15 protein-coding genes are annotated in these 14386 nt (G+C 35.2%); 7 read left to right on the plus strand and 8 right to left on the minus strand.

All coding sequences use genetic code 11. The features are described from left to right. Positions 1 to 73: 73 nt before the first annotated feature. Positions 74 to 1075: a tRNA (adenosine(37)-N6)-threonylcarbamoyltransferase complex transferase subunit TsaD gene (tsaD, locus tag GOQ17_RS10610; protein ID WP_159637354.1), complete on the plus strand. Its 1002-nt coding sequence runs from the start codon at positions 74 to 76 to the stop codon at positions 1073 to 1075. Positions 1076 to 1130: 55 nt separating this feature from the next. Here tsaD and GOQ17_RS10615 read toward each other — a convergent pair whose 3' ends face one another. Together GOQ17_RS10615 and sucC are read right to left on the minus strand one after the other, a co-directional pair. Continuing rightward, positions 1131 to 1691 carry a DUF4230 domain-containing protein gene (locus tag GOQ17_RS10615; RefSeq protein WP_159637355.1) on the minus strand — a complete coding sequence of 187 codons (561 nt, stop codon included), beginning with the start codon at positions 1689 to 1691 and terminating at the stop codon, positions 1131 to 1133. Between the two features lie 91 nt (positions 1692 to 1782). Next, positions 1783 to 2979, minus strand: coding sequence for an ADP-forming succinate--CoA ligase subunit beta (gene sucC, locus GOQ17_RS10620; protein WP_159637356.1), 1197 nt, complete (start codon positions 2977 to 2979; stop codon positions 1783 to 1785). A 133-nt stretch (positions 2980 to 3112) separates the two neighbouring features. On the opposite strand from sucC, the gene GOQ17_RS10625 reads away from it, so the two are divergent. From GOQ17_RS10625 to GOQ17_RS10645, 5 genes are read left to right on the plus strand one after another with little or no spacing between them, the layout of a single operon-like run. Beyond that, positions 3113 to 3766 (plus strand): ABC transporter ATP-binding protein, encoded by a 654-nt coding sequence (locus tag GOQ17_RS10625; protein ID WP_159637357.1) that lies wholly within the window; start codon positions 3113 to 3115, stop codon positions 3764 to 3766. 22 nt (positions 3767 to 3788) lie between these two features. After that, positions 3789 to 4259 carry an ATP-grasp domain-containing protein gene (locus tag GOQ17_RS10630; protein ID WP_159637358.1) on the plus strand — a complete coding sequence of 157 codons (471 nt, stop codon included), beginning with the start codon at positions 3789 to 3791 and terminating at the stop codon, positions 4257 to 4259. Beyond that, positions 4259 to 4816, plus strand: coding sequence for an HAD family hydrolase (locus GOQ17_RS10635; protein ID WP_159637359.1), 558 nt, complete (start codon positions 4259 to 4261; stop codon positions 4814 to 4816). The genes GOQ17_RS10630 and GOQ17_RS10635 overlap by 1 nt, the downstream gene beginning before the upstream one ends. A gap of 8 nt (positions 4817 to 4824) precedes the next feature. After that, positions 4825 to 6474, plus strand: coding sequence for a S41 family peptidase (locus tag GOQ17_RS10640; RefSeq protein WP_159637361.1), 1650 nt, complete (start codon positions 4825 to 4827; stop codon positions 6472 to 6474). Positions 6475 to 6518: 44 nt separating this feature from the next. After that, complete coding sequence (locus tag GOQ17_RS10645; protein ID WP_159637362.1) at positions 6519 to 7535, plus strand: LacI family DNA-binding transcriptional regulator; 1017 nt, start codon at positions 6519 to 6521, stop codon at positions 7533 to 7535. An 87-nt stretch (positions 7536 to 7622) separates the two neighbouring features. Here the strand turns inward: GOQ17_RS10645 and lpdA (GOQ17_RS10650) are convergent, their stop codons facing one another. Further along, positions 7623 to 9011, minus strand: coding sequence for a dihydrolipoyl dehydrogenase (lpdA, locus tag GOQ17_RS10650; protein WP_159637363.1), 1389 nt, complete (start codon positions 9009 to 9011; stop codon positions 7623 to 7625). Between the two features lie 214 nt (positions 9012 to 9225). On the opposite strand from lpdA (GOQ17_RS10650), the gene GOQ17_RS10655 reads away from it, so the two are divergent. After that, positions 9226 to 9546 carry a DUF3817 domain-containing protein gene (locus tag GOQ17_RS10655; protein WP_159637364.1) on the plus strand — a complete coding sequence of 107 codons (321 nt, stop codon included), beginning with the start codon at positions 9226 to 9228 and terminating at the stop codon, positions 9544 to 9546. 61 nt (positions 9547 to 9607) lie between these two features. Here GOQ17_RS10655 and GOQ17_RS10660 read toward each other — a convergent pair whose 3' ends face one another. The 5 genes from GOQ17_RS10660 to GOQ17_RS10680 form a co-directional block, all read right to left on the minus strand. Beyond that, positions 9608 to 10012, minus strand: coding sequence for an acyl-CoA thioesterase (locus GOQ17_RS10660; RefSeq protein ID WP_159637365.1), 405 nt, complete (start codon positions 10010 to 10012; stop codon positions 9608 to 9610). A gap of 64 nt (positions 10013 to 10076) precedes the next feature. Further along, complete coding sequence (gene lpdA / locus GOQ17_RS10665) at positions 10077 to 11483, minus strand: dihydrolipoyl dehydrogenase (RefSeq protein ID WP_159637366.1); 1407 nt, start codon at positions 11481 to 11483, stop codon at positions 10077 to 10079. Between the two features lie 128 nt (positions 11484 to 11611). Then, positions 11612 to 12145 (minus strand): plastocyanin/azurin family copper-binding protein, encoded by a 534-nt coding sequence (locus tag GOQ17_RS10670; protein WP_159637368.1) that lies wholly within the window; start codon positions 12143 to 12145, stop codon positions 11612 to 11614. Between the two features lie 58 nt (positions 12146 to 12203). Further along, positions 12204 to 13814 (minus strand): hybrid sensor histidine kinase/response regulator, encoded by a 1611-nt coding sequence (locus tag GOQ17_RS10675; protein ID WP_159637369.1) that lies wholly within the window; start codon positions 13812 to 13814, stop codon positions 12204 to 12206. Between the two features lie 5 nt (positions 13815 to 13819). Continuing rightward, positions 13820 to 14386, minus strand: coding sequence for a chemotaxis protein CheB (locus tag GOQ17_RS10680; RefSeq protein WP_159637370.1), 567 nt, complete (start codon positions 14384 to 14386; stop codon positions 13820 to 13822).

The raw sequence follows: 14386 nt of genomic DNA on the forward strand, positions 1-14386 counted from the left end.
TACTAGCGATAGTCCATGCCGTTATTTTCAGTATTTTTTTGATACTTTTGTATGTTAAATAAATTCTTCCAAAATGGCTGTAATTCTAGGGATCGAATCGTCGTGTGATGAGACATCAGCGTCTATATGTATTAACGGTGAAATCAAGTCAAATATTATTGCAACACAAGCTATACATGCCAAATATGGCGGTGTAGTTCCTGAGTTGGCATCACGTGCGCACCAGCAAAATATTATTCCGACGGTTGATCAAGCAATACAGCAAGCCAAAATTACAAAAAATGATGTAGATGCAGTAGCTTTTACGCGCGGACCTGGACTTTTAGGTTCACTTTTAGTAGGTACGTCATTCGCAAAGTCTTTTGCATTAGCTCGCAATATCCCTTTAATCGATATTAATCACATGCAAGCGCATATTTTGGCTCATTTTATCGATGATCCAAAGCCGAATTTCCCTTTCTTGTGTTTGACAGTGTCGGGAGGACATACACAAATAGTTTTGGTAAAAGACTATTTTGATATGGAATTGATTGGTCAAACGCTAGATGATGCCGCGGGTGAAGCATTTGATAAGACGGCTAAGATTTTAAATCTTCCTTATCCAGGAGGTCCATTGATTGATAAGTATGCAAAGGATGGTAATCCAAATGCTTACAAGTTGCCCGAGCCACAAATTGCCGATTTGAACTTTTCATTTTCGGGTTTGAAAACTGCAATTCTATATCTCGTGCAAGCTGAAGTCAAAAAGAACCCTAATTTCTTGGATGAACATATGCACGATCTTTGTGCATCTGTACAAGATCGTATCGTGACGATTTTATTAAATAAATTAAAGAAAGCTGCAAAGCAAACTGGCGTGAGAGATATCGCTATTGCTGGTGGAGTGTCGGCAAATTCAGGCTTAAGAAAATCTCTATTGGAGATGGGGGATAATTACAATTGGAGAGTGTTTATTCCAAAGTTTGAATATTGTACAGACAATGCTGCAATGATTGCTATTGCAGGCTATCATAAATTTTTGAAAGGTGAATTCGTCGATCAAGAAGTTGCTCCGTTAGCAAGAATACCGATGTAATAAAATATTTATGCCAATAAATATTTAGCCATTGTGAATTATCATAATGGCTATTTTATTTGAAGTCTATGTTAATTTTTTTGTAACCTAATCCTTCTAGCAATGGTTTTAAAATTGGTAAGGCATTATTTTGTGTTTGCGTCAGAATGTCTGATTGTCTTACTTGCTTTGCTATTTCATTTTCAGCGTACTTATAGGCTTCGTCTACTAAGTTAGCTTCTCTGAGAAAAGCCATTTTAGTATCATAAACTTTAGAAGCTTTGTGGTCAATTTTTATGTAACAAATTTCTGCTTTGGGTAATGTAAGGTGTACTGAATCGCCGTATACCTTTATAGCGTTCGAGTCTATTTTTGTTAAGTCAATACATCCCGCAGCATCAGCTTTTATGATAAGTAAAACACTAGCTTCTGGCAAAAAATCTGTTTTATTTATATGCTCAATTACATCACTGTATCTATATTTTACTAATTGCAGCTTTCCCATTGATTCTATTTTCTCGAGTAATACATTGTGATTACTCTCAATTGTTGTTTTGGGGAATACTTGTGTTTTAATCCAGTATCCAAATAGAAATAGGATAAATAATAATACAAGGATAAATAAGATTTTTTTCATGTTTGATACTCTACAAAATACAAGCCAATTAAAAAAAGCGGTCGAACATAAAATGCTCGACCGCTTAGAATATATCTTTAGAAAAATATTATTATTTCTCTTCTAATACTTTTGTAACTAATTCAGCAGCTTCTTTTAATAAGATTGCTGAGTAAACTTGAAGACCTGACTCGTCAATTAATTTTTTAGCTTCAGCAGCGTTAGTACCTTGCAGACGAACGATGATTGGAACTGGGATGTTACCAATTTCATTGTAAGCATCGATTACACCTTGCGCTACACGGTCACAACGTACGATGCCACCGAAGATGTTGATTAAGATAGCTTTTACGTTAGGGTCTTTCAAGATAATGTTGAAACCAGCTTTAACTGTCTCCGCATTAGCCGTACCACCTACGTCCAAGAAGTTTGCAGGCTCACCACCAGCTAATTTGATGATATCCATAGTCGCCATCGCAAGACCAGCACCATTTACCATACAACCTACGTTTCCGTCAAGTTTTACATAGTTCAAGTTTGACTCACCAGCTTCTACTTCTGTAGGATCTTCTTCTGTGATATCACGCATAGCAGCGATGTCAGCGTGACGGTATAAAGCATTTTCATCTAAATTAACTTTAGCATCTACTGCTAAAATTTTATCATCTGAAGTTTTTAATACAGGGTTGATTTCGAACATCGAAGCATCGATAGAATCGTAAGCTTTGTATAATGCAGCTACGAATTTTACCATGTCTTTGTGCGCAGCACCTGATAAACCTAAATTGAAGGCAATCTTGCGTGCTTGGAAACCTTGTAAACCTACTTTAGGGTCGATTTCTTCTTTGAAAATCAAATGAGGAGTTTTCTCAGCAACCTCTTCGATGTCCATACCGCCTTCAGTAGAGTACATGATGATATTACGACCAGTACCACGGTCTAATAATACAGACATGTAAAACTCTTTTGTTTCACTTTCTCCAGGATAGTAAACATCTTGAGCAACTAATACTTTATTTACTTTTTTGCCTTCAGGACCTGTTTGAGGAGTAACCAATTGCATGCCGATAATATCAGTAGCACGTTGTAATACCTCGTCGTGGTTTTTAGCTAATTTAACACCACCACCTTTACCACGTCCACCAGCATGAATTTGCGCTTTTACTACAACCCAATCCGAGTTAAAGTCTTCCTTCAATTTTTGAGCAGCAACAACTGCTTGTTCTGGAGTGTCAGCAACTATTCCTTCTTGGATTCTTACGCCAAAACTTTTAAGTATTTCTTTTCCTTGATATTCGTGAATGTTCATTGATAAAAAATTTGACGTAAAAATATGACTTTTATTCTTAAGAGACAAGAATTTATTTGGATACTTTTAGGCTAAAATTAACCTTATTGTTGTATAGCAAATCACATTCTGATTCTTTTTCTTAAATTCGTGCATGATTCTAAAAGCATCCAACATATATAAATCATACGGTAGCCTTCCCATTTTGAAAGGTGTAGATATCACTGTGGATAAAGGTGAAATTGTCAGTATAGTAGGTGCATCTGGCGCAGGTAAAAGTACCTTATTGCACATTATCGGGACATTAGATAAAGCGGATAAGGGTGAAGTATACATCGATGATACGGCTATTCATAAGCTTTCTTCGAAAGAATTAAGTGCTTTTAGAAATCAACATATTGGTTTTGTATTTCAGTTTCATCATCTACTTCCTGAATTTACAGCATTGGAAAATGTGTGTATTCCTGCCTATATAGGAGGGACGAAGGTAGATGTGGCTGAGAAAAGAGCAATGGAATTATTGGACTTGTTGGGCGTAGCCGAAAGAGCGAATCATAAACCATCACAAATGTCAGGTGGGGAGCAGCAGCGTGTTTCTGTAGCTCGTGCCTTGATTAATAATCCAAAAATAATCCTTGCGGATGAACCTTCAGGTAATTTGGATTCGGAAAATGCTGCAGCATTGCACAAGTTGTTTTTTGATTTACGAGATTCGATGGGACATACCTTTATTATTGTCACACATAATGAAGATTTGGCAAATATTTCGGACCGTACGATACACATGAAAGACGGAAATATATTTTAAGTAAGATAAAGAGGGAAAGGTTTTGAATAAAATTATAATAACTAGTGCGACGCATAGTTTGGGGTTGCGTGTAGTGAAATTGTTAGAAAATAAATTTGAGGTTGTACAAGCCACATCAGATGAATTACCTGCATTCATGCAGGATAAGTATGCGAAGATTCCTAAGGGAATGAATCCAACATTTGCACACGAAATGCTAAAACTAGCTTTAGACACGAATGTTCAATATATTTTGCCGTTACAGTTGGCTGAGATAGAATCATTATCCGAATCATTATTGTTATTTGAGGAATACGGTATTCAAGTCATTTGTCCTACAAAAGTACAATTGGAAGAGTTAGAGATTTTACCTAATCCTGCAAAGGAATTGCCGCTTAGTGTTTTGATCAATAAGCAAGATTTGCTAACAGACAAAACAGTTGAACTTGATATCAATGGATTAGGTGTATTGTCAGATTCAGAGATGGATTTCTTTTTAGCGATAGCGAGATAATGGAGAATAACAATATTGGGGAAATTGATTTAGATAAAAAGGTTTACGCATTCGAATTGGACAATGTGTTGTTTCCTAGACAAGATTATTTGTTACAAGTTTATTACTTGTTTGGCAGTTTCTATGAATTTACAGAAGGTATTGTCAAAGCAAATGACCTTGCGCAATTCATGAAAAAAATATACCTCTATCATAGTGAGGATAAAGTTTTTGATGCAGCAAAAGAGGTATTTGGTATTGATGAGAAATACAGAGAAAATTTTGAACGTCTCAAAGCGAATGCACAAATTCCTTTGCGATTGGAGCTTTATGATAATGCGAAAGTTGAGCTTAAAAAACTTTTCGAAGCGAACAAGCAAGTCGCTATTTTGACGAAAGGTAATCCTGTGGAGCAATTAAATAAGCTGAGGTTTATAGAGTGGGGTGACTTGATAGTATACAAAGATAAAATCAAGATATATTTTGTAGACGAATTACGTCATCAGGAAATTGATGTAATTGCTTATCTTGCAGACGATTTTGCTGTTGAACAAGAAGAAGTTTTAATAATAAATTAGTCTACAAAATGAAATTTGCCGCTTATATTTGGAGTATTATATTGCTGATTGGAATTATGTTTACTTCTTGTGAGCGTGATGATGATGAGCGTGATGATTCCTCACGTTTTGAAATTGATACTACCAATGTATATGTGGATAATGCTTATGAAAATAAGCTGAAAGATTCTGTCTGGTATTACTTTAGAGTTTTGTCACTTTGGGAAAACGTACTTACTCCAACGAATTTTGACCTTCATAAGATGGATTCGCTTAATTATTTGAAAGATAATTATACGAAGTATTTTCAAACACCAGGAGATATTATCGGCTATCTTAAATACCTAACAAAGGCAAGTGTAGTTGGAAATTCTGTAAGTCCTAATGCCGGAAGTGGTAATAATTATTCTTTTTACGAGGATATTTTGTACTCACATAAAAAAGGTGAAAGTAGGGCTTACGACTGGTATAGCTTTTTAGATAGAGGAGGATTTGTATCTGGAGCTTTACAGAAAGGTTATTTATCAGGATATGGAATGGATCTTTCTTATTTGCAAACAAATCCAAATTCATCCAATGCAAACTTATATATTCGATTCGTAGAGAAAAATTCTGTAGCCTACAAAGCTGGGTTACGAAGGGGACATCAGATTATAAGTCTTGATGATGACACAAAAATAGACTATGATAGCCAAAAGGGAAATAACTTTAATACCTTAAATAATTATCTATATAATTCAACTTTAAAAGTTGAATATAAAACTCCCGAAGGGCAAACTCATGTTGCGAATTTAGAATATGCTTATAACAGGTTTGCTGATCCTATTTTTGTAGATACTGTATTAGATTTGGGAACACAAAAAGTTGGATACATAGGTATCAGTTCATTTTTATCTTCTAATGCTTTGATTACAGATAAGGGTGAAATTAAACTTTTTCAAACAAGAATACAGGATGTGTTCAATAAATTGTCGACTAGCAACATTAAAGATCTGGTGGTGGATCTCAGGTATAACGGTGGAGGCTCGGTATATACCGCGGAGATACTCGCAGATTATATGGCTCCAAATAGTGCATCAGGTAATTTGATGTATACCAATAAAATCAACGCTATTTTAAAGCAAGCTGGATTTGATGAGGAAGGACAAGACTTTGGACCGATAGATTTCTCTAAAAAGGGTAATTTGAATCTTTCGAAAATTTATTTTCTTGTGTCCGATGAAACGGCATCTGCAAGTGAGATGTTAATAAATGTATTGTCTCCGCATATGCAAGTATACATGATAGGAACTTATAAATATGAAAATAATAAGACTGTCGCCAATAATACATATGGCAAACCTGTTGGTTTTTTTCCTCAAGAAATTGTTAGTTCCAATAATTTGCTTTATGTGATTTCATTTCAAATGTTTAATAAGGACAAATTTGGTGATTATTTCGATGGTTTGAAGCCTAATACTCATGTGTGGGAATATAAATCGTTTTTAGATTTTGGGAATAAGGATGAGAGTATGTTAGCTGCAGCTTTGGATCATATTAGGACTGGTAGTTTTAGTAGTACAGTATCTCGTTCTGTTTTGCCAAATACGAATTTAGAGAGAAAATTTTCCAGAGATAATGTTGGAACACGTAAAATTCAGGGTATGTTTAAGTTTCCGACAAAAAAAATTCATTTATAATGCATATCTTTATCATTTAGGTTTTAATTATTAATAAAGTACAAATGAATAAACCGAATAAGCCTATTACTATCAAAGAAATTGCACGAAAATTGAGAATTTCGCCCTCTACAGTATCTCGTGCATTGAATGATCATCCAAGTATAGGTTTGGTTACGACAATGCGGGTCAAAAAGCTAGCCGAAGAACTGAATTATGAGCCGAATCAAACCGCAATTTTTTTTAAACAGCGCAAAACATTTACAATTGGAGTAATTCTTCCTAAACTTTCGGAACCATTCTTTGCATCTGCCATTAGTGCTATTGAAGAAGTGGCGGGTGATAAGAAGTTCACAGTGCTATTAGGTCAATCTTTAGATAATCCAGAGCGAGAACTCAATATTATTAATAGTTTTCGAACACATAGAGTTGACGGGATTTTAATGTCTTTGGGTAAGAACACAACAAACTTAGAATTCATTGAACGCCTTCGCAAATATGAAATTCCTATAGTTTTTTTTGATTGTGTACCTGAAGGTGTAGAAGAAGTGCCTAAAGTATATTGTGATCTTTCAACAGGTATTCAAGAAGCAGTTACGGCATTCTCAGAAAGAGGACATTCGCATATAGCATTGATAAACGGTCCTGAAACATTGAAAGCCACCGGTGAGCGTACGTTATCTTTCAAAAAAGCATTGCAAGACAATGGATTGCTATTCGATGAAAAATATGTTGTTTATTCTGATCTTACCGAAGAAAGTAATTATCAAGCCATGGAGAAATTGAGAAGCCTGGCAGATAGACCATCTGCGATACTTGCATTCAACGATTATGTGACATTTGATATAATTAAGTATGCAAAAGAAAAGGGGATTTACTTAGGGCACGATATCCAAGTTATAAGTTTTGCTAATTATTCTTTGTGGAAATATATGGATAATCCTCCTTTAGCAAGTATTGAGCAATATCCAGCGGAGCAAGGAGCGAAGGCAGCAAGTATATTATTAGATTTGATAGATAATAAAGGAAGTGAAGAAATTATACAAGATCATATATTAGCCTCGAAGCTTTTCTATCAATAAAAAATATCTCTTAAGATATCAATAAAAAAAGGATGTTTAAATACTCTAAACATCCTTTTTTTTATTATATATGAATTTGCTCGAATTCTATAAGTGAATTACTTCACCATAAGCATCAGCAGCAGCTTCCATAATAGCTTCACTCATTGTAGGATGAGGGTGTACAGATTTAATAATTTCGTGACCTGTAGTTTCTAATTTACGAGCTACTACCACTTCAGCAATCATTTCTGTTACGTTAGCACCAATCATGTGCGCACCTAAGAATTCACCATATTTTGCATCGAAGATTACTTTTACGAAACCATCTTTTGCTCCAGCAGCAGATGCTTTACCAGATGCAGAGAATGGAAATTTACCCACTTTGATTTCATAACCTGCTTCACGAGCCGCTTTTTCTGTAAGACCTACAGACGCAATCTCTGGAGAGCAGTATGTACATCCCGGTATGTTATTATAATTAATAGGATCAACGTGTAAACCTTTGATTTTTTCAACACATGTAATAGCTTCTGCAGATGCAACGTGAGCTAATGCTTGACCTTTTACGATATCGCCAATAGCATATACTCCTTCTACGTTAGTTTTATAAAAATCGTCAACGACTATACGTCCTTTGTCAACTTTTACACCAACCTCTTCTAAACCTAAATTTTCAATATTCGGAGCAATACCAACAGCTGATAATACAACTTCTGCTTCGATTACTTCAGTTCCTTTAGCTGTTTTGATATTTACTTTTGACAATGCTCCTGATGTATCTACTGAGGTAACTTCAGATTTTGTCAAAATATCAATTCCAGCTTTTTTAAGAGATTTCTCTAATTGTTTTGATACTTCTTCGTCTTCAACAGGAACAATGCGATCCATGAATTCAACGATTGTAACTTTTGTACCAATTGTATTGTAGAAATAAGCGAACTCAACACCGATTGCTCCAGAACCTACTACGACCATAGATTTTGGTTGTTGAGGTAAGTTCATTGCTTGACGGTATCCGATGATTTTTTTACCATCTTGAGGCAAGTTAGGCAACTCACGAGAGCGAGCACCTGTTGCTAAGATGGTGTGTTTAGCGGTATATTCTTTCACACTACCATCAGCAGCTTTAACTTCTATCTTATTGCCTTTTTTGATTTTGGCAGTACCCATGATTACATCGATCTTATTCTTTTTCATCAAGAACTGGATACCTTTGCTCATACCTTCTGCAACACCACGACTTCTTTTTACGATTGCACCAAAGTCAGCTTCACCGCCCTGAACTTTAATACCGTATTCTTCTGCGTGGTTTAAGTATTCAAATACTTGAGCACTTTTTAATAAAGCTTTTGTAGGAATACATCCCCAGTTCAAACAAATACCACCTAAAGCTTCACGCTCCACAACGGCAGTTTTAAAACCTAATTGAGATGCACGGATAGCAGCAACGTACCCACCCGGTCCAGATCCAATCACAATAATGTCGTAGTTCATATAGTTTTTGAATTATTTTCTATTTCAAATTTTGTAGCCAAAAATACACTTTTTTTTTGCAAGGACATAGTGTATTGCAATCTTATTTTGGCAAAACGTAATAAACAATTGTCTTAGTAAATATGTGCTATGTCAGTTGCTAGTCAATAAATGAAAACAATTCTTATTTGCGGAAGTAGACCTTTATTTTTGCGATTCATTAATCATAATTAATATGTTGCGTATTTTAAGACTTATTGCGCTCTGGGAAGCAATATCTGCTGTACTTTTGTTTTTTGTGGCTATGCCTATCAAGTATTATTTCTATCAACCTATAGGTTTGACAAAAGAATTAGCAGCTGGCTTTTCGTATATGGTTGGATTATTTCATGGCGCATTGTTTGTTATTTTGGCATTAATGTTAATCGCTGCATGGAGAATTTATAAATGGACTTTTTTGAGATTAGTAAAATATCTCATCATTTCTGTAATTCCTATCGCTTCATTCTGGATAGAAATTGATTTGAAGAAGGATATTAATGCAGGAATTAAATAACAAAAGCAAGCGTTTAAGCTTGCTTTTGTTTTTATAAAACGATTTATCTTTTAAAATCGAACTAATCCTTTTTTGGTAAATCATCTATGCTCATGTACGCATAAGTAATCTCCGTCTTACCATGTGGTACAGGGGTGCCGTTTTCATCCAAGTTGACAAATACCAATTTATCAATCGATAAAATTGTTTTACGCGTAATTTTATTCCTAACCTGACATGTCAAGGTGATAGACGTTCTACCAAATTCTGTTGCAGTAATTCCTAATTCGATAATATCTCCTTGCTTCGCGGAACTTACAAAATTTATCTCCGATATAAATTTCGTGACAACATGAGGATTACCTAGTTGTACAATGGCATAAATCACTGCTTCTTCATCAATCCAACGTAATAATGTACCTCCAAAAAGAGATCCATTAGGGTTTAAATCCTCTGGCTTTACCCATTTTCTTGTGTGAAAGTTCATATTTATGATACTAATTGATTAGAAATAAAAAGAGGCAAATTTTATTTGCCTCTTTAGAATATTATTAAGCGTGAATAGCTCTGTTTGCGGTAGCCGCAAGAGCTGCTTCTTTCAATGCTTCCGTGTATGTCGGATGTGCGTGACAGATTCTTGCGATATCCTCTGCCGAAGCTCTGTATTCCATTGCAACAACAGCTTCTGCAATCATATCAGCTGCACGTGGACCAATCATATGTACACCTAAAACTTCATCTGTCTCCGCATCAGCTAATACTTTTACAAAACCATCCGTATCTCCCGATGCTTTAGCACGTCCTGAAGCTTTGAATGAGAAAGAACCTGCTTTATACTTTTTGCCTGACTCTTTCAATTGTTCTTCAGTCAGACCAACTGACGCAACTTCTGGCCAAGTATATACAACACCTGGAATTAAGTTGTAATCGATATGCGGTTTTTGACCAGCTATACGTTCTGCCACATAGATACCTTCATCTTCTGCTTTGTGTGCCAACATCGCACCTCTCACGACGTCACCGATTGCATAAACACCTTCTATACTAGTTTCTAAATGCTCGTTAACCGTGATTTTATTTCCTCTTTCCTCTGGTGTGATACCAATATTTTCTAATCCTAAGTCTTTTGTGTAAGCTACACGACCAACAGAAACGATACAGTAGTCACCTTCGAATGATACCGCTTGGCCTTTAGCGTCTTCAGCAGTTACTGTTACCGTTTTGCCTTTTGCACTAGCGCCAGTTACTTTGTGACCTAAGAAGAACTCCATGCCTAAAGATTTTTTCAAGACACGTTGTAATTCTTTACCTAAGCCACCATCCATTGTGCTGATGATTGATTTTGCGTACTCAATTACTGAAACTTTTGCACCAAGACGAGCATATACTGAACCTAATTCAAGACCAATAACACCACCACCGATAACGATTAAGTGTTTAGGAACTTCAGTTAAGTTTAAAGCTTCTGTAGAAGTGATGATGCGTTTTTTGTCGATTGGTAAGAAAGGTAATGCAGTTGGTTTAGAACCCGTAGCAATAATTACATTTTTACCAGTGATTTCTTCTGTAGAACCATCTTTTTTGGTGATTTTGATGGTGTTTTTATTTACGAAAGAACCTAAACCTTCGTATGAATCGATTTTATTCTTTTTGAAAAGGTACGTAATACCTGCTGTATTTTGAGCGATCACATCGTTTTTGCGATCAATCATTTTCTTAACGTCAATTTTTAAGTCTTTTACAGAAATACCATGATCTGCAAAAGCATGAGCAGCATTGTGATAGTGCTCAGAAGTGTCTAATAGAGCTTTTGAAGGAATACAGCCTACATTCAAACAAGTTCCACCAAAAGTGCTATATTTTTCGATTACCGCTGTTTTCAAGCCTAATTGAGCACATCGGATAGCGGCAACATAACCACCTGGACCACTACCAATTACTATTACGTCGTATTGCATAATTGCTATTTTATAATTTTTGATGCAAAGTTAAGCTTTCTCGTTCAGTATTACCAAATTATGTTGGCATAAAAAAAGGCACTTCAAGTGCCTTTTTCATTAAAAAATATTGTTGTAATAGAGCCAAATTATTCAGCTACAATTTTACCTTTCATCATTCCAAAGTGACCAGGGAAGCTACAGATGTAATCATATACACCTTTTTCCAAAGTTACCGTGATTTTATCCTCTTCAGCAGGGCCTAATAATTTTGTGTGCGCTACTACTGATGATAATGATGATTTAGGAATGTATTCATTATCAGCTGCTGCAGCTGCTTCTCCACCAAAAGTTGCGATATCAACACCTGGTTTTAAGATTACTAAATTATGTCCCATAGATTCTTTAGGTAAAGAACCTACATTCTTTAATGTTAATTCTAAAGGTTCACCAGCTTTAACACGGATTAATTCGGTGTCAAATTTCATTTGATCGTTACCTTCTACAGTCCATGTGTTAGATAAGTTAACGTTTTCAATACCCTCTACAGTTTCAGTAGTAGCAGTAGAAGATTCTTCTGTACTTGCTGAAGTATTATCGTTTTCATTCTTTGTGTTTCCTCCACCACATGATGTAATTGTTACAGCTAATGCAATTGCAGGAATTAAAAAGTACTTTTTCATAATCTTAAATAAGTTTCTCTTTTCAAATTTACAAATATTCTTGAGGTAGAGAAATATATCAACTGTTAATTACGTCCAATTGGCACACTTTTACAATTTTATTATATAACTCAATAGGATTGAATGGTTTGCCTATAACATCATCTGCACCAACCTCAAAAGCAGCTTTTTGCTCATGCTCCATCACGGAAGCAGAAATTGTAATAATAGGAATCCTATTTTTATGCGGGTCTTGATTATTTCGAATAGTTGTAATTGCTTCAAAACCACTCATCACTGGCATATGCGTATCCATTAGGATTAGATCAAATTTATTCGTGTTCATGGCTTCAAGAGCCAAATGGCCGTTTTTGACAATCGTAACGTCACATTTCCACGTACGAAGCATGTGCGCTAACATAAAACTATTTAAATCATTATCTTCTGCAATAAGAACTTTCAATTGACTAAGTGGGGTGAGTTGTGTGTATACTAACTCTTCTTTTTTACTAATTGATTCTTCCACAACTTCCTTAATATCGACTATGAATGAGAATGTAGATCCCTCACCATAATTGCTCTCAGCTAATACTTCTCCATTCAGAAGCTTAGCTAACCGTTTTACTATTGCTAAACCTAGTCCTGTACCGCCAAATTTTTTCGTTATTCTATCATCACCCTGCTCGAATTCTTGGAAAATTTTTTCTACCGCTTCAGCTTTGATACCTATGCCAGTATCTTTTACAGCAAATCTAATTTTGTGACTATTTTCATGGGTTGCTAGTACATCTACAATAAATTCTACGGTTCCTGTATCTGTAAACTTGAGACTATTACTAATAAAATTCGATAATATCTGTTGCAACCTAAGTGAATCAAAATGGACAATTTTAGGTAATCTATCGGATAGACAAAGATTCAATTGCAGTTTTTTATTTTCAGCTTTCATTCTGAAAATATTGGCTGTTTCTTCTATCAAATCTTTCAGATAGAAATTTTCAAACTCAATCTTCATCATACCTGAATCGATTTTAGAAATATCTAAAATGTCATTGATAATCATAAGTAACGAACTCGACGCAGTACTTAGGTATTTTACCCAATCTCTCTGTTCATCATTCAAATTGGAAGACTTTAGCATGTGGATAATACCCATTATGCCATTGATAGGGGTACGTATTTCATGGCTCATATTAGCTAAGAAGATTTCTTTAGACTTACGAGCATTTTCAGCTTCTTTATTTGCTTGGATTAGTGCGATTTTAGATAACTCCAATTCATTGTTTTTCTGAATTATTTCTTCTTGAATCTGAACTTGTTTTACAAAAGCATTAACTTTCGCTATGGTAATTTCAGGATTCAATGGTTTGTAAAGATAATCTACCGCCCCACTTTGTAATCCTTTAATCAAGTATTTATCTTCTTTTGAAATAGCAGTCACCATAATGGCGATAATATGGCTAGTCTTTGGATTCGCTTTTAATAGCGATACAAATTCAAAACCATTTATATCGGGCATTTGAACATCAACTAGGGCGATAGAAATATCATTTTTCCAACAAAGCTTTAAAGCTTCATTAGGCTCAGTTGTACTGATGATATTTATGTTTTCAATATCTCCCAATAAGGCTTTCAGACTGATAATATTTTCCTCTTTGTCGTCAAGTATCAATAAATTGATTTTTTTCATGACTTTTAATTTAAATTACTGAAAAATGATATAATTTGAGAATTCTTCCATACTAATGGAATGAGTGTTTCTCGTTTACCAGCAAGTGGCATGGTACGAATAGCTGCTTGTGCGGGATCTTGAATGACAATTTTACCGCCAAAATCCTCCACCATTCTGAGACCTTTAGCACCATCTGAATTGGCTCCTGATAATAAGAAAGCAGTGCAATTCTTTTTGTAAATTTGAGCTGCTGTCTCAAAAAGTACATCTATGGATGGACGAGAGTAATTAATATGTTCAGAGCCATCTAATGAAAATGTAAAATTGGGTTCAACCATCAAGTGATAGCCAGCAGGAGCGAAGTATACATAATTTTTGCAAATTTCTATTTTATCTATTGCTGATACTATATTCCTTTTTAATTTTCTAGACAGACTTTTCTCTATTTGTGTATCGTAGTGTTTGTTGCGGTGTAGCACAATACAAATTGCAGGCTCAAAAGTAGGAGGTAAGTTTTCTAACAGCTCAGCTATGAGTGTATACGATCCAGCAGACCCTCCTATCAAAATAATTTCCGTCGCAATTGCCAT

This window comes from Sphingobacterium composti (genome assembly GCF_009829075.1).
GTDB classification, from domain to species: Bacteria; Bacteroidota; Bacteroidia; order Sphingobacteriales; family Sphingobacteriaceae; genus Sphingobacterium; species Sphingobacterium composti.

Excerpts from the sequence above, each read along its gene's own strand:
- GOQ17_RS10675 (WP_159637369.1), bottom strand. The coding sequence starts at position 13,814 with ATGAAAAAAATCAATTTATTGATACTTGACGACAAAGAGGAAAATATT.
- sucC (WP_159637356.1), bottom strand. The coding sequence starts at position 2,979 with ATGAACATTCACGAATATCAAGGAAAAGAAATACTTAAAAGTTTTGGC.
- GOQ17_RS10635 (WP_159637359.1), top strand. The coding sequence starts at position 4,259 with ATGGAGAATAACAATATTGGGGAAATTGATTTAGATAAAAAGGTTTAC.
- GOQ17_RS10625 (WP_159637357.1), top strand. The coding sequence starts at position 3,113 with ATGATTCTAAAAGCATCCAACATATATAAATCATACGGTAGCCTTCCC.
- GOQ17_RS10645 (WP_159637362.1), top strand. The coding sequence starts at position 6,519 with ATGAATAAACCGAATAAGCCTATTACTATCAAAGAAATTGCACGAAAA.
- GOQ17_RS10670 (WP_159637368.1), bottom strand. The coding sequence starts at position 12,145 with ATGAAAAAGTACTTTTTAATTCCTGCAATTGCATTAGCTGTAACAATT.
- GOQ17_RS10640 (WP_159637361.1), top strand. The coding sequence starts at position 4,825 with ATGAAATTTGCCGCTTATATTTGGAGTATTATATTGCTGATTGGAATT.
- GOQ17_RS10680 (WP_159637370.1), bottom strand. The coding sequence starts at position 14,386 with ATGGCAATTGCGACGGAAATTATTTTGATAGGAGGGTCTGCTGGATCG.
- GOQ17_RS10660 (WP_159637365.1), bottom strand. The coding sequence starts at position 10,012 with ATGAACTTTCACACAAGAAAATGGGTAAAGCCAGAGGATTTAAACCCT.
- lpdA (WP_159637363.1), bottom strand. The coding sequence starts at position 9,011 with ATGAACTACGACATTATTGTGATTGGATCTGGACCGGGTGGGTACGTT.
- tsaD (WP_159637354.1), top strand. The coding sequence starts at position 74 with ATGGCTGTAATTCTAGGGATCGAATCGTCGTGTGATGAGACATCAGCG.
- GOQ17_RS10655 (WP_159637364.1), top strand. The coding sequence starts at position 9,226 with ATGTTGCGTATTTTAAGACTTATTGCGCTCTGGGAAGCAATATCTGCT.
- GOQ17_RS10615 (WP_159637355.1), bottom strand. The coding sequence starts at position 1,691 with ATGAAAAAAATCTTATTTATCCTTGTATTATTATTTATCCTATTTCTA.
- lpdA (WP_159637366.1), bottom strand. The coding sequence starts at position 11,483 with ATGCAATACGACGTAATAGTAATTGGTAGTGGTCCAGGTGGTTATGTT.